The sequence below is a fragment of the Staphylococcus sp. GDY8P94P genome (assembly GCF_017892255.1).
Lineage (GTDB): Bacteria > Bacillota > Bacilli > Staphylococcales > Staphylococcaceae > Staphylococcus > Staphylococcus cohnii.
Map to the genome: position 1 here is coordinate 20,113 of NZ_JAESKU010000020.1, position 19,505 is coordinate 39,617.

Consider the following 19,505-nt stretch of genomic DNA (forward strand, 5'->3'; position numbering starts at 1 on the left):
TTATTTCACAACGTTATACCGTTTGTTTTTTTTATTTTCATATCATTCACTATATTAACATAAAAAAACACCAGCTTAACGAATTAAGCATGGTGCTTTTTAAGATTATTTTTTCTTATTGAAATCGTGTGTATTAGAATGACGTCAGAGAAATTACTCTTCTTCTTTCTCTTCTTCTTCGTCTTCTTTTTCTTCACCAACAACTTCTGGCTCTTCAGTTTCTGATTCGCCTTCCATAGCTTCGATTTCTTCTTCAGTAGGTTCTTCAGTTGGAGGAACTACTGTTACTACAGATTCTTCAGGGTCATTTTCGATTGTGAAATCACCTGAAACTTTAATATCTGCAACTGAGTAGCTATCGTTAACATCTAATTCACTGATGTCAATTTCGATAGATTCAGGGATATTGTCTGGTGTCGCAGTTACTTCAAGGTCGAATAATGGTTGTTCAACAACGCCACCTTCTTTAGCTCCTACTGCCTCACCAGTAAGTTGAACTGGTACTTCAACAGTACGTTCTTCACTCATATTGATTGCTAAGAAGTCAATGTGAGTAATTTGGTTTTTAAGTGGATCGAATTGATAGTCTGAAACCATTACTTTAATTGTTTTAGAACCTACACCTAATTCGATAACACCGTTACGTCCAACTTCACGAATAACTTTGATAAATTCTACTTCATCAACTTTTACTGAAGTATTTTTTGTACCGTAACCATAAACGATTGCAGGTACTTTACCAATTTTTCTAAGTGTTTTAAGGTCTGAACGTGTTTGTTTACCTTGACGAATAATTGACTTTAATGAAGCCATATTATTTCCACCTTTCATTTTTTGTTCTTATTATGATAATAAGAACCCCTCACTTACCCATCAACACAATGTTGCTTGCAAGTGTTTATTTAATCGTGAATTGAAATCACGAACGGAATAATTATACAACTATTGCACTAATTAGTCAAATAGCACACTAACAGATTCTCTTTCATATACGCGCACAATAGCTTGTGCTAATAAACCTGCTACTGACAGTTCCTTAGTATTAGCTGGTTTACGGTTTTCATCTAATTGAATTGAATTTGTAACGACTAACTCTTTAATCGCTGAATTTTCAATACGTTCTTTAGCTGGGCCTGATAATACAGGGTGTGTACAACATGCGTAAACATCTTTAGCACCTTTGTCTTTTAGCGCTTGAGCTGCTAATGTAATCGTACCAGCTGTATCGATGATATCATCAATAATTATCGCTGTGCGACCTTCAATTTCTCCAACGATATTCATTACTTCAGCTACATTAGGTTTAGGACGTCGTTTATCTATGATTGCAATTGGTGTTTTTAGAATATCTGCAAGTTTACGTGCTCTAGTTACACCACCATGATCTGGAGAAACTACGACACATTCTTCTGGATCAATGTCTGTATCATTTTGGAAATATTCTGCTAAAATCGGAACACCCATTAAGTGGTCTATTGGCATATTAAAGAATCCTTGGATTTGTGGTGCATGTAAGTCTAATGCAATCATGCGATCTGCGCCAGCAGTTTCAATTAAGTTTGCAACTAATTTCGCTGTAATTGGTTCACGGCTGCGCGCTTTTCTATCTTGACGAGCGTAACCATAGTATGGCACCACAATATTAATATTAGCTGCTGAAGCACGTTTACAAGCATCTATCATAATTAATAATTCCATTAAATGTAAGTTTACTGGATTAGAAGTCGGTTGAATAATAAATACATCACAACCACGAATACTTTCTTCAATATTAATTTGAATTTCTCCATCGCTAAAACGTTTTACAGAACATTTACCTAGCTCGATTCCAACATTATCTGCTACTTCTTGGGCTAAGGGTTCATTACCTTTTAAAGAGAATATTTTCAAAGCAGAATTCTTATACTCATTGTTTAACATTTATAGTCCTCCAATTAATTCATTCAATTAGTTTCGTTCATAGACAAAGTTATATTTATCTCATTAATCTACAAAATGTCGATTGAGGTCTTCCTTACATCTACATTGTATATATATGATTAGAATCGTAATCTAATCGTGTCTATTTTTTTAAATAACCTTCTTTAGTTGTTTGTCTCGCTCTTGCTAATGCTAAACTGTCATGTGGCACGTTATCAGTAATTGTAGAACCTGCAGCTATAAATGATCTATCACCTAAAGTTACTGGTGCTACTAAGTTGGTATTACAACCTATAAATGAATCATTGCCGATGATCGTTTTGGATTTATGCTTACCGTCATAATTCACTGTGATAGAACCGCAACCTAAGTTGGTACGTTCACCAATTTCTGCATCACCAATATAACTTAAATGTGGTAATTTAGCACCTGTTTTAACGACTGATTTCTTAACTTCTACAAAGTTTCCAACTTTAACACTTTCACCTAAGTCTGCTCCAGGTCTTAACTGGGCAAACGGACCAATTGTAGTATTGTCGCCTACAACCGCTTCGTTGATAACCGATTGTTTAATTGTAACGTTAGAACCTATTTTACTATTATGAATTTCTGTGTTTTGGCCAACAATCGTATCTTCACCAATTACACAGTTACCAGCTAATTTCACATTTGCCTCAATTGTAACATCCATAGCTAATTTCACATCTGCACCTATATATGTAGTAGCAGGATCAATAAGTGTTACACCATTTCTCATATGGTAGTCATTGATACGTTTTCTATAAGCTGCCTCTGCCTCACTTAACATTACACGATCGTTGACACCCATAATTTCTTCAAAGTCATCTGTACGATAGATTTCAACCGTTCCTTGCTCCTGTAAAATAAGAGACAAAACATCAGGTAAATAATACTCAGCTTGAACATTATCATTTTTTACCAGTTCTAATTTTTCAAAAAGCAATTTATTATCAAATGCAAAAATACCTGAGCTAATTTCATTGATTTGTTGTTCTTCTACTGTAGCATCTTTCTGCTCTACAATCTTAACTAAGTGATCATTGCCATCTCTCACAATACGACCATAACCATAAGGATTACTTGTCGTCGCTGATAAAACTGTTGCATCAGCTTGATTGCTTTCATGGTGTTCTAATAGTGATTTAAGCGTTTCTGCAGTTATTAACGGCGTATCGCCACAAACCACTAATGTTGTACCTTGTTCGTCTTTCAAGTGCTCACTCGCCATTTTAACGGCATGTGCAGTACCGAGTTGTTCGTTTTGGAAACTATATAAAGATGTATCTCCCAACGTTTCTTTCACGCTTTCTGCACCGTGGCCAACAATGGTCACAAGATTTTCTACTCCAGATTGTTTAACGTTATCAACGACATGTTCAATCATTGATTTGCCCGCAACCTCATGTAGTACTTTGTATTTCTTAGATTTCATACGTGTACCTTTTCCAGCTGCAAGTACTATTGCATGTCTTTGCATGTGTGTAACCCTCCATTAAATTATACACTTCTATATTATTATAATTTAACGCTAGTACCACTTTCAAGGCTCAAAACCCTAATGTTATACAATGGAAACAATTCAAGTTATTTTCTTTCTCCTAAACATATTCATAATTGTCATCTTTGACTTCCATAAATCATAATAAAATGATTGTCATAAACTTATGTCATACTTTATAAATACTAATGCGCTTCAGAGGTCGTGGCGTTATTAATTTAAATGTCAGTTTTTCTAATTATTAAAATAACTTGTAATTATATTAAGCCATTTATTATTCATTTGTAAAAGCAAAAATATATTTTTTGTCACCTTTTCATTATAATAAATTATTTCAATTCTTTATATTCATATTTTAGTTTAATACACAAAACGGTTGGATTTTCGTTAATGAAAATCCAACTAAAGTAATTAATCATTTTATATAAATGTGATTTCTCTTTACACTTATAGCGATTTTATATCGTGCTGACGCCCAAGGAAATGATATGAGTGAGAGACTACAGGCTCGAACCATATCCCTAGGCAAGCATACACGGGTGAAATCGCAAGATATTTAATACAAAAAACTAACATATCATATATATTTATAATATTTAATGAAAGTAAAAATGGTAGTTTCACTTAGAAGCGTAGATTAAACCACATTAAAATTTTTATAAGGTAAATACTTTTTAAATTTATCAATAGATATTTACTAATGTAAAAGTATTTTTCTCTTTATACATAAGTACATCACTTATAGCGATTTTATATCGTGCTGACGCCCAAGGAAATGATATGAGCGAGAGACTACAGGCTCGAGCCATATCCCCAGGCAAGCATGCACGGATGAAATCGCAAGATATTTAATACAAAAAAAGACTAATCCATTGGTATACGGATTAGTCTTTTTTATTTTGAGATTGAGATTTATATCCCAAACCCTTTTTTTAATTTGATTCGTCTTATATATTAAGCTTCGTCATTTGTTTCTTCTGATGATTGAGCATTTTTATCAGGGATAACTTCATCCGTTTCGTCATAAACTTTCATAACCGCATCTTGAATTTCTTGTCTCATTTCTGAATTAATTGGATGCGCGATATCACGAAATTCACCATCTGGTGTTCTTTTACTTGGCATTGCGACGAATAGACCTGAGTTGCCTTCAATCACTCTTAAATCATGCACCACAAATGATTCATCTAGAGTTATTGAAACTAAAGCTTTCATTCTTCCATCTGTTTGTATTTTTCTAAGTCTTACATCTGTCACTTTCATGTAGTGAGCCCCCCTAGTATCTCTTTGTTAGAAGCTTAACAATTTCATCAAAAATTATAAATCCTTTAAATTACTTCACTTCTGCGATGACTTCAATTTCAACTTTTACATCTTTAGGCAATCTTGCGACTTCAACACAACTTCTTGCCGGTTGATGTTCCGCAAAATATTCACCATAAACTTCATTTATATTTTGAAATTCATTCATATCAGCAATGAATATTGTTGCTTTAATTACTGAATCTATGTTTGATCCAGCTTCATTTAATACAACTTTTACATTTTCTAAGACTTGCTTTGTTTGTGCTTTTACATCATCACTGACAATTTCGCCATCTAAATTTAATGGGATTTGTCCTGATGTAAACACAAGCCCGTTAATGACCGTTGCATGTGAGTATGGACCCAATGCTTCTGGTGCTTTTGAAGTGTTGACTACTTTCATGATGTTGATCCGCTCCTTTAAGTAAATTTAGTTAAACTGTTGCCTTTTTCCACTTTAAATTCCTGATTGTATTCATCTACATCAGACAATCTAACTAAGGAAGTATAATCTTCAATTAATCTTTGCTTAACTTCTTTTGATTCTACTAATACGGATACCCCTTTAACATGTGCCTTAAACTCATTCATTAAATTCATCACACCGTTAATAGAACCACCTGCACGCATAAAATCATCCACAACGAGAACGTTAGAGTTTTCTGGTAATGTACGCTTAGATAATACCATCGTTTCTATCTTTCTAGTGGAACCCGACACATAATTTATAGAGACCGTAGAGCCTTCGGTTACTTTATTATCTTTCCTTATCACTACTACAGGTAAATTTAAAACATTCGCTACTGCATTTGCTAGTGAGATCCCTTTTGTAGCGATAGTTACAATCGCATCCAACTCTTGATCCATATAAAGCGTTGCAATTAATTTTCCAACCTTATTCAATAAAGTGGGATTACCCATTAAATCCGATAAGAATAAATAACCACCTGGCAAAAGTCTGTCCTTTTCTTGCAGAAGTTCGATGACTTCATCTACAACTTCACTTGCTTCTGCTTTACTCATCTGTGGTTTATAAGTAACTCCACCACTTGCTCCGGCAGTCGTTATCACCGTGCCCAGTTTTTCTTTTTGAAAAGTAGATTTAATAATTTGTACATCTTCACTGATGGATGATTTTGCTTGTTTAAATTTTTGTACAAAAAATGTTAAAGGTATTAATTTATTGGGGTTGTTCATCAAGTATTGTGTCATATAAACAATACGTTCACTTCTTTTATAGCGCATTTTATTCATCCCTTCTCACTAACCTAATAATCTTGCAATATATACTTCGTTACAACAGCCATTGACCGCATTATACACATGCCTGGCTTGACGTTCTTTTTGTGTTAATCCATAAACGGTTGGACCACTCCCACTCATTAGAGCACCATCTGCTCCATTTTTAAGCATATTTTCTTTGATTTTATAAATATCTGAATACATTTCTCCAGAGATGGGTTCCAATCTGTTTGAAAGACTATTACATAATAATTCATAATTCCCCGTATCCAATGCTTCTTTACAAGTTTCAGTATAAACCTCATGTTCTTGAGTTAAATCTAACTTTTTAAAAATATCAGGAGAGGAAATGCCTAAATCTGGCTTAGCAACAATCACCCATGCAGAAGGCGGCTTGTTCATAAATCTAATCAATTCCCCTTTTCCTCTACAAAAAGCGGTTCTCCCATATATACAAAAAGGAATATCAGTTCCTATTTGTATGCCTAACTCACACAATTCTTCTAAAGGTCTATTTAGCTTATATAGTCGATTCATTCCTCTTAATGTTGCAGCAGCGTCTGTCGATCCACCTGCAAGGCCAGCTGAAACTGGTATATCTTTATCTATTGTAATCGTAACACCTTGCTTTAAATTATAAGTTTCTTTCATTAACTCTGCAGCTTTGTAAGCTAAATTTTTATTATCGGAGGGAACATAACTTTGCTCTACGTCCACAACTATTTTTTTATCTTTGCGCAGTTCAAAAGATAAACGATCATTAAGATCAATCGTTGTCATAATCATTTCAACTTCATGAAAACCATCATCTCGTTTGAAGAGTGTGTCCAACGTTAAATTTATTTTTGCTGGCGCAGTCTCATAAATCATATTCCCACCCTCTTTCAATTCGATATGGTAATAAAATGATTTTAACATATTGTTATACTTGCGTTATTCTTTTTTCAAAATTTTATAAGTTTATTGCCCAATTTACCTTGCTTATCACTTTAAGCACCTTAACGTATCATTCAACCAGTTAGTTCCTTATTTTACAATAATATTTTGACGTAATAAAACTATATCTCTTTAATTCTGATGAATTCTATAATATTTCAAAAGAAAAAGGTATATTGATGACTATTCACCAACATACCTTTTTCTAATCAATCTCATATTAATGTCTGAAATAAAAATATGGTTGCTTGAACCAAATTTTCAATTTATATTACTGCTATTTAGTGTGCAATTGCTTCTTGATGATTATCATCTTCAAAAGAAACTTGTACGTTTTCTGTTAAAACGTCAGTGTATGTATATGATACACGCTCAAAATTATGAATATCTTGGTCTAGTTCAACAATAAAAACGGATGGGTAAGTTTCTTTTAAAACACCGCTACGCTCAATTGTTTTTTTACGACCACCATTCGCTTTCAGTACAATACGGTTTCCTAATTGACAATCAAGTGAATTTTTGATGTCTCCAATAGATTTTGGCATATTGCTCCACCTCGCTACATATTGTATAATAACACATTTAGCGCGATTTTGTCAAATAAACGTCAATTTTAGCAAGGTCATACGCAGTTGTCAATCATTTAAAATTCCAATTCTGGGAAATTTTTCAATTCATTATATAAATTTGCAAATTCTTTTATAGAAAGCGTTTCCCCACGTCTTTTAGGGTTAATGCCACTAGCTTCTAACCAATTTACAATTATCTCTTTATTTGCTTTTCCATCAACAAACAAACTTTGATAATTATTGTTGATGGTTTTTCTTCTTTGCCCGAATGCAGCTTTAGACAATTTGAAAAATTTATCTTCGTCGTCTACATCGACAAGTGGTTGTTCACGTTTCATTAACTTCACTACGATTGAATCTACGTTTGGAGGTGGTAAGAATACTGTCTTCGGTACAGTCAACACTTTGCTGGTTTCGGTATAAAACTGCGCAACTATAGATAAGGATCCATAAGCTTTTGTTCCTACCTCAGCGTTTAATCGTTCACCAACTTCTTTTTGCATCATTACTACATAACCATCAATTGGTAATTTTTGTTGCATTAAGTTTAATAAAATAGGTGTAGTTATATAATATGGTAAATTAGCAACAACTAAAATTTGCTCACAATCTGCTAGTTCATGTGTCACATAATGTGCAATATCCGCTTTCAATATATCTTCATTGATCACCGTAACATTTTTATATGGTGCCATTGTTTCATTCAGTACTGGTATTAAGCGTTGATCAATTTCAAAAGCAATTACTTTTTTTGCACTTTTAGCCAATTGTTCTGTCAGTGACCCCATACCTGGACCTACTTCAATAACACCCGTACGTTCATCTATATTACTCGCATCTATAATATTATGGATAATGTTGACATCAATTAAAAAGTTTTGGCCTAAACTTTTTTTGAAGCTAAAACCATAATGATTTAGAAGTGCTTTTGTTCGCGATGGTGTGGCAATATCTTTCATATCCAATTATTCTTCACTTCCTTTATTATCTTTCAAGGCATTTCTAACGTCTTCTTCTGTATAACCAAAAGCATTTAACTTGTTAAGTAGTTGTTTCCCGTTAGAATGGCCGATATGAAGTTTTCTTCCTAAAATTTCCCTTTTTCTGCGTGCGTCTTTACCTATAATTAATCCAAGATCAATCAAAACATCCTTATTGATGCTTTCATATCCCTCTCCGAATGGCGTGCTCACATGAATCAAAGCTTCTTTGATATCTTCGATTTTCGCATGTTCGACACCTATTTTACCACGTTTACTCTTGGCTTTATCTCGATCAATATAAGCATGTTTAACCCCTGGAATATGCTTTTTTATTGTATTACGAATTTTATCACCTGGGAAATCAGGATCTGTTAAAACAATGACACCTCGTGTTTCATATGCTTGTGCAATCACATTCAACGTTTTTTCATCAATTGCACTTCCATTTGTTTCAATTGTGTCGCAATCAACAGCGTTTTTTACCCGCTCTGTATCATCTCTTCCCTCTACTACAATAAATTCATTTATCTTCATTTATTGTGACACCTTTCATTTTTTACTTCATTTCAGAAAAAATAAAAAGGTACCGGCTCAAATTATGGTTACTCTTAGTATTCATATACCAACTAAGCCATATTTCAGACCGATACCTTTAAAATAATATCTTTATGCTTTTAATTTAAATAACCGTTCAGCATTTTCAGTTGTTTGACGGCAAACTTCCTCATAGCTAATTTCGCGTAACTCAGCAATTTGTTCAGCTACCAAAGTTACACGTGCTGGTTCATTTCGCTTCCCTCTGTATGGATGTGGAGATAGGAACGGTGCGTCTGTTTCAACTAATAATCTATCAAATGGTACATGTTTAGCAACTTCTTTAGGCTGCTTCGCATTTTTAAATGTGACAGGGCCTCCTAAAGATACATAGAAATTCAATTTATTAATGACATCATCTGCAATCTCAGGTGACGCACTAAAGCTATGCATAATACCGCCAATTTCTTCTGCATGCTCTTCTTTTAAAATATCTACACAGTCTTGTGTTGCCTCTCTATTATGAATAATGATTGGTAGATTAACGCGCTTAGCTAACGCAATTTGCTTTCTGAACAGCGCTTGTTGGACATCTTTTGGAGATTTATCCCAGTGATAATCTAAACCAGTCTCACCAATTCCAATAACTTTAGGGTGTGCTGCCAACTTTTCTATCCATGCCAATCTTTCTTCTGTGCAATCAATAGCATCTACAGGGTGCCATCCAATAATACCGTATATAAAGTCGTATTGATCAATTAGCTCCATTGTACGTTCAACAGTCGGTGTATCAAAGCCTACTACAAACATACGATCTACGCCATTATCTCTTGCGCGCTCAATAACCGCTTCTAAATCTTCATCATATTGTTCTGCATTTAAATGAACATGTGTATCGATTAGCATATTAAATCGCTCCCTTTATCTAATGATTACTTAATTACTGCACCATTTGGAATTGCATTCGGAAGGCTTACCAGTGTAAGTACACCATCTTTTTCAGCAGATAAAATCATACCTTCTGATTTTCGACCCATTAATTTAGCCGGCTTCAAGTTGGTAACTACCGCAACTTTTTTCCCGATAATATCTTCAGGTTGATAGAACTTAGCAATGCCTGAAACGATTTGACGTTGTTCATTATCTAAATCAACTTGGATTTTTAATAATTTATCAGATTTTTTTACATTCTCAGCATCAATAATCGTGGCCGCTTTGATTTCTACCTTATCAAAATCTTTGATATCAATTTGTGCTTTACTAGGTACTTCTTCTTGCGCTTCTTCGACCTTATCTGGTTGCATAGATTGCTTGATATATTCTATTTCAGCATCACTTTCTAAGCGTGGGAAAATAGGTTGCGGTTTACTACTTACCATAATAGGCTCTGTTAACGCACCATACTGTTCTATACTGTTAAATTCATATAATTCAGGTGAATTGATATTTAACTGTTCAAAAATTTGTCTTGGCGCATTTGTTAAGAATGGTCTTAATAGCACTGCAATGATACGAATATTCTCTACTAAATGAGCCATAACATTGCCAAGCATGTCTTTCTGATTCTCATCTTTTGCTAAAATCCAAGGTGTTGTTTCATCGATATATTTATTCGTTCTACTTATAAATTTCCATATTGTTGAAAGTGCCACTGAGAATTGTAAATTATCCATATTTTCATGGAACGTTTTCACTGTATCAAGTGCCAATTGTTCCATTTCTTCGTCTAATTCGTGTTTAGGACCTTCATAAGCTGGTAGTTCGCCATTAAAATATTTATTAACCATTGAAATTGTACGGTTAACTAGGTTACCTAAATCATTAGCTAAATCATAATTTGTACGTTCTACGAAGCCTTCTGGAGTAAATACGCCGTCAGAACCAAATGGTAATTCACGCATTAAATAATAACGTGTTGCATCTAAGCCATAACGATCAATCAATACGTTAGGATCTACTACGTTTCCTTTTGATTTACTCATTTTGCCATCTTTCATTAAAATCCAACCATGAGCAAATACTTTTTTAGGTAATGGAATATCTAAGGCCATCAATAAAATCGGCCAGATAATGGAATGGAATCTAACAATTTCCTTCGCCATAATATGGATATCTGCAGGCCAATATTTTTTAAACAAGCTATCATCATCTGATAAATAACCAAGTGATGATATGTAGTTTACTAGCGCATCAATCCACACATAAACAACATGCTTTGGATTCGATTTAACATGAATACCCCAGTCAAATGATGTACGAGATACTGCTAAATCTTCTAATCCTGGTTTGATGAAATTATTAATCATCTCATTTTTACGAGACGGTGGTTGAATAAAATCTGGATTTTCATCATAAAATTCTAATAAGCGGTCAGTATATTTTGATAAATTAAAGAAATAGCTTTCTTCTTTTACCAATTCTACTTCGTGTCCAGAATCAGGGCTTTTACCTCCGACAATTGCACCATTCTCATATACAGGATCAACAAGTTGTGTTTCCGTATAATACGTTTCATCCGGTACAGAATACCAGCCTTCGTATTCACCAAGATATATGTCACCTTGTGCCAATAAGCGTTCAAATATTTGTTGTACAACTTCTTTATGACGCGCTTCAGTTGTACGAATAAAGTCATCATTGGATATCTCTAACTTTTTCCATAACGCTTTGATGCCTGAAATCATTTCACCCAAATAATCTAATTCTGATTTCCCTGCTTTTTGCGCTTTTTCCTGTATTTTTTGACCATGTTCATCCGTTCCTGTTAAATATCGAACATCATAGCCTTGCATTCTTTTATAACGTGCGATGACATCACCAGCTGTAGTTGTATATGCATGACCGATATGTAAATTCCCACTCGGATAATATATAGGTGTAGTGATATAAAATGTTTCTTTCGCCATCAATGTTCCTCCTCGTTTCTTTCACTTCAAATATATCTAAATTTATTTTTATTTTCAATGAAGCAGATAAGTGTTCAATTTATATTTATTAATCATTTTAATACGTTTGATTTAGCATAAAATTAAGTATTTGTCCGTTAGCAATTTTCACTCATTTTACAACATGATAAATAATCTCTATCTTATCTACATTACCATAAATCAAGCTTGTTATGGGAATTTTTCGCTTGGTTTTATTGATAAAATTTCAAAAAAGTTATTATTTAATTTTCTTTTTAGCATTGCATTTTGTAAGCTTGCGTTTTATACATTATGATATACATCATATACTTCACTTGTCTTCATTTGCCTGTCTTCAGCAACTTGTTTAATCGCTGCTTTAGGTTTCATATTCTTATTAATATAATGTCCAACGTGTTCATGTATAGACATATTTTCAAACCAAGACGTATCTTCTGCTGCAATGTCCCCTTCAATGATGATGACAAATTCGCCTTTTGTAAGTATTTCTCCTTCATCTAGTTTCATTAGTAAGTTTTCCACTTTATCCGTGATAATTTCTTCGAATTTTTTGGTCAATTCCCTACCTAATGATACATTTCTTTGCGCATCTATTTTATAAATGGTCTTTAATGTATCTTTAACACGGTGCGGTGATTCATAAATAATCAAGGTACTATCTTGAAACATGCGTTGTTCTAATAAATCATATTTCGCCTTTTCTTTCCTTGGTAAAAACCCAAGAAACGTGTATGTAAATGAGGGTAACCCACTTGCCATCAATGCGGTTAACCCGGCATTTGGCCCAGGTACGGTCTCAACTCTGATTCCATTATTTCTAGCAGCTACTACAAGTTCGTATCCAGGATCACTTATCAAAGGTAGCCCAGCATCTGACACTAACGCAATATTAACCCCTTCCTGTAATTGCTGAATGAGGTATTCCGTCTGCTGTGCTTTATTATGGTCATGATATGATTTCAACGGTGCGTGTATATCATAATGTGCACAAAGCTTTTTTGTCACACGTGTATCTTCACATGCAATCAAGTCTACTGTTCGTAAAATATCAACTGCTCTATATGTAATATCAGCTAAATTTCCAATTGGTGTACCTACTAAATACAATGTCGCCATACTTCTATCCCTCACTTATCAGCTGTAATTTTTTCTGTCTAGAAAATGTTTTGATTTCATATTCACGCTTCATAGCTTCTGATTTAGTATCAAACATTTCTTGATAAACTAACTCTACTGGCCGTCTTATTTTAGTATATTTAGCACCTTGACCGCTATTATGTTTTGCTATTCTTTGTTCTATATCTTTTGCATAACCAGTATATAAACTTCCATCTTTACATCTAACGATATAAATAAAATGCTTATCCATAATAGATTTCTCTCATTTCTTCTGAATATGTTCCATCTTCATTATATATATAGAATGGTTGCTGTATGTCTAAACCTTGGTTACCACCTTTTCTACCCTCAACTACAATTGTTTGAGCTACTTTACCAGGTTTACTATAAATAAAATAAAGCTTCTTAGGTTCTATTCGATAATGTCTCATACTACTTAAGACATCCATAAGACGGTCAGCACGATGGACAATTAAAAACCTACCGCCTTCTTTCAATAAATGCCGCGCCTCAAAACAACAATCATCCAATGTACACATTATCTCATGTCTCGCAATTTTATGTGCATCTTTTTGATGCTGAAATTGTTGATTCACTTTAAAATACGGAGGATTACATGTAACAAGACTATACTGTGATGGTTTAAACGTATGATGTGCTTGCTTCAAATCCATATGATACATATGAATTCTTTTGTTCAGATGATTGTGAGCAATACTTCTTTTAGCCATGTTCACTAATTGTGCTTGTATTTCGATACCTTCAATAAATTGATTTCCTTTATGAGATAGTAACAAAGGAATAACACCATTACCGGAACACAGATCCATAATGACATCTTTTTTCTTTACTTTTGTAAAATGCGCGAGTAACAAAGCATCCGTTGAAAAAGAAAAAACATCATCATTTTGTATAATTTCTAATTTCTCTTTTAATAAAAAATCATACCTCTCATTTTCCATTAACATTTTTGTAACCTCCAAAAAAGAGGATGAGTTTACGATGCTTCGCTAATGAAGCCTATCGCTTTTCTCATCCTCAACTCCATATTTTTCTATTTTTATAAATGATATTTATACTACTCACTTAATACTTCGAGACAAAACAGACAGTCGTCGCCTTTTCTATGTTTGCCAAATAGCTCTCCATTGCATATATGAAAGCCTTCTTTGTATAGCATCGCTAAATTATCTTTGCTACGTAATGGGCGTTTAGGTTGATCTTTTTTATCATTTTCTATTTTTTTAGTTTTTTCTTCTTTACCTATTAATGTTTTTAAATTCTCATTCTCTATTTGTAATGCGACATTTTCTTCAATTAATGCTACTGTAAGATTTTTTAAATTTAACATGTCACGATTAATTTGATTAATGTTTTCCTCTAAATGAGCTAGATTTTCAAATATGTCGCTTCGATTCAATGTTGTCACGGCCTCCTAATTTAATGTTTCTAATTCTTCCATTTTATATTCTAATGGTTGTTCAAGACCCTCTATTTTAACCTGCATAGATATATCTAAAATATTTAAGCCCACAACTCTACCATTACCTTCCGGCGTTTCAATGACATCCCCAACATCTGGTAACTGAGCTCTTGCTTCTTCATAATAGTCATTTTCATATTTTAAACAGCACATAAGCCGACCACAAGCACCAGAAATCTTTGAAGGATTTAATGATAAATTCTGATCTTTAGCCATTTTTATCGAAACTGGTTCAAAGTCACCTAAAAAAGTCGAACAACATAACGAACGACCACAAGGTCCAATGCCCCCCAATAATTTTGCTTCATCTCTAACACCGATTTGTCTTAATTCTATTCTTGTTCTCAATTTTTGAGCTAATACCTTCACTAATTTTCTAAAATCTACACGCTCATCTGATGTAAAATTAAAAATAACTTTCGATTTATCCAAAGTAAATTCACAATTTACTAAACGCATATCCAAATGCTGTTGTTGAATGATATCTTTGCACAAATTCAAAGCATCTTTTGCATCATGTTCATTTTGTTCGTATTGTACTATATCTTTTTCTGTAGCTTTACGAACAATCTGTTTTAAAGGTAATGCGACATCTTCATCAGCTACATTTAAAGGTTCATACTTCACTCTTCCAACTTCTAATCCTCGTTTTGATTCAACAACAACCCACTCACCCAAACTTAAGTCAAAATTTTGTGGTGAGTAATATTCCATTTTACCTGCGTGTTGAAAGTGTATACCTACTACGTTTTGCATAATTATTTCACCCCTTTTATAACGATTTGTTCAAATACTAATGTTGGATTTACATTTTGATTTAATTTTTTATGTGCTTCAGTTAACTGATCAAACATTAAAACAATCTGATTATATGTTAAATTTTGTGCGTATTGTTTAATTTCCACCTGTAAATCTTGAAATATCATTTCATCTTCTAATCCTACTTTAGCATGCATAATATCTTCAAAGAAACTGTTAACTGCTGCCAATGATAATAACTGTAAGCGTCTGTTTTTAGCTTGTTTCAATAAATCAACAATTGCTATTAATGCCATAGAACGATTTTTCAATATTAACTGACACCATTTAATGATACTCTTTCGCAGTGCCATTAAGTCTGAGTCTTCGTTTAACGCAACTGCAGTCTCTATCTGTGTTGTATAGGCGCTTAACAATTCCGCAACAGGTCGTGTGATTTCTCGCTCCACTAATCTATCTATAAAATTTAATTTATTAATTGGTTTAAAATAAACATGCTGACATCTCGAGTGAATTGTGTCTAAAATTTGCTCTGGTTTCGTAGTTAATAAAATGGCAATTGTATTATCTGGAGGCTCTTCTAGAAATTTTAATATACTATTTTCACCTTGAATCGTTAATTTTTCAAAGGATTCTATAATATATACTTTATAATTTCCTTCAATAGGCAATTGATTCATATGATGTACTAATTGCTCTATTTGATCCTTTTTTATTGTCGTTTCTTCAGAAGACACATACATAAAATCTGGATGATTAAATGTTTCTACTTTTAACTGACATTGATTTTCTTCACCACATAAAATCATTTTAGAAAAATCGATAGCAACTTGTTGCATTGTCTGTCCATCGTCACCTTCAAATAAATATGCATGCGATAGTTTATTAGATTGATATGCTTTTGTCAGTCTTTCTAATTCATCCATGATAATGTTGCTCCTTTATATAAAAAGGCTGCTAATACACAGTGCCTTAACAAATTACATTTAACATTAGCTAATCACTTAGCAACATGTAATTCGAAAAGTTACCATATACAGCAACCATATTTTTAGAATTGATGGAACGCTTCTACTGGCATAACAAATACCGTTGCGCCGCCAACTTCCACTTCAACTGGATAAGGTATATATGAATCAGCGCTTCCACCCATCGGGGTAATCGGCGATACAAGTTGTTCTCTATTACCACAAGTATCATTAATAACCTGTAGCATTTCATCGACACGATTATCTTCTACACCTGATAAGAACGTTGTGTTGCCTGCTCTTAAAAATCCGCCTGTTGTTGCAAGTTTTGTCGCTCTAAAATTATGTTTAACAAGTTTGTCCGAAAGTTCCTGACTATCCTGGTCTTGTACGATTGCTATAATCATTTTCATACTAAACACCTCTTTTGAATATTATATCATAATTTTTCTAAATAATTGGTGATAGATTCATACGTTGTATTCACTACTTTATCTATACTTTGATCCGCATTAATTACAATAAAGCGTTCAGACTCATTATGAATAATCTTTTTATAACCTTCAACTACTTTTTCATGAAATTTTACATCTTCTTGATCTAAACGATTTTGATTTCTTTGATTTTTTAGTATTCTCTCTCTACCAACTTCGACACTTACATCTAGATAGATAGTTAAATCTGGATATAATCCATTAATCGCAAATTCATTAATAGATTTAACTTCTTCTATACCTATACCCCTTGCATACCCTTGATATGCTAATGAACTATCAATATAGCGATCACATAAAACAATATTACCATTATCTAATGCTGGGATAACTTTGCCTACAAGATGTTCGCGTCTTGATGCAGCAAATAATAATGCTTCAGTCCGATCATCCATGTCTTCTCCCTCGAGTAATACTTCTCTTATCTGCTCTCCTGTCTTTACGCCTCCTGGCTCTCTCGTAAGTACAATATGATATTCATGTTTTAGTTTTTCTGCAACTTGTTGTATCACAGTTGTTTTTCCAGAACCTTCTGGTCCTTCAAAAGTTATAAAAGCTGACATCTTATTCATCCTTAATTTCTATTTTTAAATTTTTAATTCCTTCAACTCTTTGATGATGTTCACACCAATAATCCATTAATTTTACCATATCTTCTGTTATTTTTTCTCCCTTAAACATTAACGGAACGCCAGGAGGATATGGCACAATGTGATTGGCTAATATTTTATTTCCAGCATGTTTAATGTCTATTTTTCGCACATGCTGTATTTCGCCACCATAGTACACACTACTTTCAGTTCTATACGGTATGCTAGTATTTATATCCCGCGGTCTCTCTACTAATTGGATTTTTTCAATCCTTGATAATAGTTCATCAAATGGGTATTGATCATCTTCATGCCATAATGGCAAGACCATTAATACTTGAAGGTCATCAGCCAATTCAACATAAATATGCTGTGTTTCAAAGTATGATTGCAATTCATAGCCATTATATCCCTTACATCTTACATTTATTTTCAGTGGATCATCAACCTCAACAACTTCTAACCCTTTGCTTTTTAATCGTTGAATCAGTTGTTCTCTTTTTTGAAAAAAATGTTCACTATTATAGTCTTCATAAAATTTTTGCGCGAGTTCTAAACTACTCATTAATAGATAAGATGGACTAGAAGATTGAAAATAAGATAAATATTTTATGACCTCTTCTCTATAAGGTGCATTTTTATGAATAAATATCACTGAACTCATCGTTAGTGATGGCAATGTTTTATGATATGATTGCACAACATAATCCGCGCCCAAGTTTAATGTTGTCTCAGGGAAATGTTCTAAACCTAGATGTGCACCATGTGCTTCATCGATTAGCGTTGGTATTTTCAATGACTTTAAACATTCCATAACAAATTTAATATCAAAACATTCACCATAATAATTAGGATAAGTAAATACCGCTAGCTTACTATCTTTAACTTGATCATATAATGACGTTTTGTTAGGTCCTAGATATTGATTCGTAGCATCACTAATATCCATTTTTAATAATTGTGCTTTTGCCTTTATTAAATCTAATGCATGAAATACAGATTTATGTGCATTCCGCACTATCGCATAATCCCCTTTTTTTGAGGAAAATGCTTGAATTACAGACAATATTCCTGAAGTGGTACCATTTACTAAATAATAAGCGTCATAATCAGGATGTTTGGTAACTCTTTGCATACTTTCAGCTATTACAGACTCAGGGGAATGTAAGTCATCAAGTCCTGTAATTTCTGTCATATCCATTTTAAAATTCAATTGGTTTAAGTATCCGATAGTCATATTTTTATGTCCAGGTACATGTAATGAAATAGGTTCTTCAGCTAATAATCCTTTCAATTTATGTAACAATGATTCACTCATACTTATCCTCACTTTTCAATTTCTATTTCTATATTTTTGTTTCATTACAATACTACTATTATATAGTAAAATACACATCTGCTTATACAACAGTATAACGTTTTAATCTTCTACATTTTAACATAATAACATAAAAAAATGAGCGCACTTGAAGACCATACCGTCAAAGTATCATGATTACTTTTTTAAAATTAATAGTATTTATACATCAACCCATGCAGTTAAAATTCTTTTGATGCAAAAAAAGACCCTTTCGGGTCTTAATTGCCTGGCAACGTCCTACTCTTGCGGAACGTAAGTCAGCTACCTTCGGCGCTAAGGAGCTTTCCTGACTTTAGACAAGCGCTCGCATCTTTTCTCAGTTTCACGCTTTCCTCACTCACTTACCACTTGTAAGCTCGTTTCGTCTTTCGCTCACTTCGTCAGCTTCAAACGCTTTCTTTTGTCAGTTTACAGTTCTTCGAACTGGAAGTTAAGCTCCTTTTGATGCAAAAAAAGAGACCCTTTCGGGTCTTAATTGCCTGGCAACGTCCTACTCTTGCGGAACGTAAGTCAGCTACCTTCGGCGCTAAGGAGCTTTCCTGACTTTAGACAAGCGCTCGCATCTTTTCTCAGTTTCACGCTTTCCTCACTCACTTACCACTTGTAAGCTCGTTTCGTCTTTCGCTCACTTCGTCAGCTTCAAACGCTTTCTTTTGTCAGTTTACAGTTCTTCGAACTGGAAGTTAAGCTCCTTTTTGATGCAAAAAAAGAGACCCTTTCGGTTCTTAATAGCCTGGCAACGTCCTACTCTTGCGGAACGTAAGTCAGCTACCTTCGGCGCTAAGGAGCTTTACTGA

General features: G+C 33.6%; 21 protein-coding genes. All 21 read right to left on the bottom strand.

What is annotated here, in order from left to right:
* Positions 1 to 153: 153 nt before the first annotated feature.
* The 21 genes from KA926_RS12540 to KA926_RS12640 all read right to left on the bottom strand — a co-directional run bounded on the left by KA926_RS12540 (position 154) and on the right by KA926_RS12640 (position 18,666).
* Entirely contained in the window at positions 154 to 813 is a 660-nt protein-coding gene (locus tag KA926_RS12540; RefSeq protein WP_107386292.1) for a 50S ribosomal protein L25/general stress protein Ctc, read from the bottom strand.
* Positions 814 to 954: 141 nt separating this feature from the next.
* The gene (locus KA926_RS12545) at positions 955 to 1,920 is read right to left on the bottom strand and encodes a ribose-phosphate diphosphokinase (RefSeq protein WP_046206556.1); all 966 of its coding nucleotides are present in this window, start codon (positions 1,918 to 1,920) and stop codon (positions 955 to 957) included.
* A 142-nt stretch (positions 1,921 to 2,062) separates the two neighbouring features.
* Entirely contained in the window at positions 2,063 to 3,418 is a 1,356-nt protein-coding gene (glmU, locus tag KA926_RS12550; protein WP_107386293.1) for a bifunctional UDP-N-acetylglucosamine diphosphorylase/glucosamine-1-phosphate N-acetyltransferase GlmU, read from the bottom strand.
* Positions 3,419 to 4,393: 975 nt separating this feature from the next.
* Positions 4,394 to 4,702, bottom strand: a complete 309-nt coding sequence (gene spoVG / locus KA926_RS12555; RefSeq protein WP_019467718.1) for a septation regulator SpoVG — start codon at positions 4,700 to 4,702, stop codon at positions 4,394 to 4,396.
* Between the two features lie 70 nt (positions 4,703 to 4,772).
* On the bottom strand, positions 4,773 to 5,147 hold the full coding sequence (locus KA926_RS12560) for a RidA family protein (RefSeq protein ID WP_019467719.1): 375 nt from the start codon (positions 5,145 to 5,147) through the stop codon (positions 4,773 to 4,775).
* A 17-nt stretch (positions 5,148 to 5,164) separates the two neighbouring features.
* Positions 5,165 to 5,989, bottom strand: coding sequence for a pur operon repressor (purR, locus tag KA926_RS12565; protein ID WP_107386366.1), 825 nt, complete (start codon positions 5,987 to 5,989; stop codon positions 5,165 to 5,167).
* 18 nt (positions 5,990 to 6,007) lie between these two features.
* Entirely contained in the window at positions 6,008 to 6,856 is an 849-nt protein-coding gene (gene ispE, locus KA926_RS12570; RefSeq protein WP_107386365.1) for a 4-(cytidine 5'-diphospho)-2-C-methyl-D-erythritol kinase, read from the bottom strand.
* A gap of 347 nt (positions 6,857 to 7,203) precedes the next feature.
* On the bottom strand, positions 7,204 to 7,467 hold the full coding sequence (gene veg / locus KA926_RS12575; protein WP_019467722.1) for a biofilm formation stimulator Veg: 264 nt from the start codon (positions 7,465 to 7,467) through the stop codon (positions 7,204 to 7,206).
* 98 nt (positions 7,468 to 7,565) lie between these two features.
* On the bottom strand, positions 7,566 to 8,450 hold the full coding sequence (gene rsmA, locus KA926_RS12580) for a 16S rRNA (adenine(1518)-N(6)/adenine(1519)-N(6))-dimethyltransferase RsmA (protein ID WP_181187776.1): 885 nt from the start codon (positions 8,448 to 8,450) through the stop codon (positions 7,566 to 7,568).
* A 6-nt stretch (positions 8,451 to 8,456) separates the two neighbouring features.
* Complete coding sequence (gene rnmV / locus KA926_RS12585) at positions 8,457 to 9,008, bottom strand: ribonuclease M5 (RefSeq protein ID WP_107386364.1); 552 nt, start codon at positions 9,006 to 9,008, stop codon at positions 8,457 to 8,459.
* 132 nt (positions 9,009 to 9,140) lie between these two features.
* Positions 9,141 to 9,914 carry a TatD family hydrolase gene (locus KA926_RS12590; protein ID WP_107386363.1) on the bottom strand — a complete coding sequence of 258 codons (774 nt, stop codon included), beginning with the start codon at positions 9,912 to 9,914 and terminating at the stop codon, positions 9,141 to 9,143.
* A gap of 26 nt (positions 9,915 to 9,940) precedes the next feature.
* Complete coding sequence (metG, locus tag KA926_RS12595; protein ID WP_107386362.1) at positions 9,941 to 11,914, bottom strand: methionine--tRNA ligase; 1,974 nt, start codon at positions 11,912 to 11,914, stop codon at positions 9,941 to 9,943.
* 303 nt (positions 11,915 to 12,217) lie between these two features.
* Positions 12,218 to 13,051 carry a 16S rRNA (cytidine(1402)-2'-O)-methyltransferase gene (gene rsmI, locus KA926_RS12600; RefSeq protein WP_107386361.1) on the bottom strand — a complete coding sequence of 278 codons (834 nt, stop codon included), beginning with the start codon at positions 13,049 to 13,051 and terminating at the stop codon, positions 12,218 to 12,220.
* Positions 13,052 to 13,055: 4 nt separating this feature from the next.
* Positions 13,056 to 13,304, bottom strand: coding sequence for a GIY-YIG nuclease family protein (locus KA926_RS12605; protein WP_107384057.1), 249 nt, complete (start codon positions 13,302 to 13,304; stop codon positions 13,056 to 13,058).
* On the bottom strand, positions 13,297 to 14,022 hold the full coding sequence (locus KA926_RS12610) for a tRNA1(Val) (adenine(37)-N6)-methyltransferase (RefSeq protein ID WP_107386360.1): 726 nt from the start codon (positions 14,020 to 14,022) through the stop codon (positions 13,297 to 13,299). The genes KA926_RS12605 and KA926_RS12610 overlap by 8 nt, the downstream gene beginning before the upstream one ends.
* 110 nt (positions 14,023 to 14,132) lie before the next feature.
* Positions 14,133 to 14,474 (bottom strand): DNA replication initiation control protein YabA, encoded by a 342-nt coding sequence (gene yabA, locus KA926_RS12615; RefSeq protein ID WP_107386359.1) that lies wholly within the window; start codon positions 14,472 to 14,474, stop codon positions 14,133 to 14,135.
* A gap of 15 nt (positions 14,475 to 14,489) precedes the next feature.
* Positions 14,490 to 15,293 (bottom strand): PSP1 domain-containing protein, encoded by an 804-nt coding sequence (locus KA926_RS12620; RefSeq protein WP_107386358.1) that lies wholly within the window; start codon positions 15,291 to 15,293, stop codon positions 14,490 to 14,492.
* 2 nt (positions 15,294 to 15,295) lie between these two features.
* A complete protein-coding gene (locus KA926_RS12625; protein ID WP_107386357.1) occupies positions 15,296 to 16,222 on the bottom strand; it encodes a DNA polymerase III subunit delta' C-terminal domain-containing protein in 927 nt (308 codons plus the stop codon).
* 125 nt (positions 16,223 to 16,347) lie between these two features.
* Positions 16,348 to 16,677 (bottom strand): cyclic-di-AMP receptor, encoded by a 330-nt coding sequence (locus KA926_RS12630; RefSeq protein ID WP_046206571.1) that lies wholly within the window; start codon positions 16,675 to 16,677, stop codon positions 16,348 to 16,350.
* Positions 16,678 to 16,703: 26 nt separating this feature from the next.
* Positions 16,704 to 17,321 carry a dTMP kinase gene (gene tmk, locus KA926_RS12635; RefSeq protein ID WP_107386356.1) on the bottom strand — a complete coding sequence of 206 codons (618 nt, stop codon included), beginning with the start codon at positions 17,319 to 17,321 and terminating at the stop codon, positions 16,704 to 16,706.
* Position 17,322: 1 nt separating this feature from the next.
* Entirely contained in the window at positions 17,323 to 18,666 is a 1,344-nt protein-coding gene (locus KA926_RS12640; protein ID WP_107386355.1) for an Orn/Lys/Arg family decarboxylase, read from the bottom strand.
* Positions 18,667 to 19,505: the final 839 nt, after the last annotated feature.

Coding starts and splice junctions, on each gene's coding strand:
- rsmA (WP_181187776.1), bottom strand. CDS start 8,450: ATGAAAGATATTGCCACACCATCGCGAACAAAAGCACTTCTAAATCAT.
- rnmV (WP_107386364.1), bottom strand. CDS start 9,008: ATGAAGATAAATGAATTTATTGTAGTAGAGGGAAGAGATGATACAGAG.
- KA926_RS12540 (WP_107386292.1), bottom strand. CDS start 813: ATGGCTTCATTAAAGTCAATTATTCGTCAAGGTAAACAAACACGTTCA.
- KA926_RS12630 (WP_046206571.1), bottom strand. CDS start 16,677: ATGAAAATGATTATAGCAATCGTACAAGACCAGGATAGTCAGGAACTT.
- glmU (WP_107386293.1), bottom strand. CDS start 3,418: ATGCAAAGACATGCAATAGTACTTGCAGCTGGAAAAGGTACACGTATG.
- KA926_RS12610 (WP_107386360.1), bottom strand. CDS start 14,022: ATGTTAATGGAAAATGAGAGGTATGATTTTTTATTAAAAGAGAAATTA.
- spoVG (WP_019467718.1), bottom strand. CDS start 4,702: ATGAAAGTGACAGATGTAAGACTTAGAAAAATACAAACAGATGGAAGA.
- purR (WP_107386366.1), bottom strand. CDS start 5,989: ATGCGCTATAAAAGAAGTGAACGTATTGTTTATATGACACAATACTTG.
- KA926_RS12560 (WP_019467719.1), bottom strand. CDS start 5,147: ATGAAAGTAGTCAACACTTCAAAAGCACCAGAAGCATTGGGTCCATAC.
- KA926_RS12620 (WP_107386358.1), bottom strand. CDS start 15,293: ATGCAAAACGTAGTAGGTATACACTTTCAACACGCAGGTAAAATGGAA.
- veg (WP_019467722.1), bottom strand. CDS start 7,467: ATGCCAAAATCTATTGGAGACATCAAAAATTCACTTGATTGTCAATTA.
- metG (WP_107386362.1), bottom strand. CDS start 11,914: ATGGCGAAAGAAACATTTTATATCACTACACCTATATATTATCCGAGT.
- tmk (WP_107386356.1), bottom strand. CDS start 17,321: ATGTCAGCTTTTATAACTTTTGAAGGACCAGAAGGTTCTGGAAAAACA.
- rsmI (WP_107386361.1), bottom strand. CDS start 13,051: ATGGCGACATTGTATTTAGTAGGTACACCAATTGGAAATTTAGCTGAT.
- KA926_RS12640 (WP_107386355.1), bottom strand. CDS start 18,666: ATGAGTGAATCATTGTTACATAAATTGAAAGGATTATTAGCTGAAGAA.
- KA926_RS12625 (WP_107386357.1), bottom strand. CDS start 16,222: ATGGATGAATTAGAAAGACTGACAAAAGCATATCAATCTAATAAACTA.
- ispE (WP_107386365.1), bottom strand. CDS start 6,856: ATGATTTATGAGACTGCGCCAGCAAAAATAAATTTAACGTTGGACACA.
- KA926_RS12590 (WP_107386363.1), bottom strand. CDS start 9,914: ATGCTAATCGATACACATGTTCATTTAAATGCAGAACAATATGATGAA.
- KA926_RS12545 (WP_046206556.1), bottom strand. CDS start 1,920: ATGTTAAACAATGAGTATAAGAATTCTGCTTTGAAAATATTCTCTTTA.
- KA926_RS12605 (WP_107384057.1), bottom strand. CDS start 13,304: ATGGATAAGCATTTTATTTATATCGTTAGATGTAAAGATGGAAGTTTA.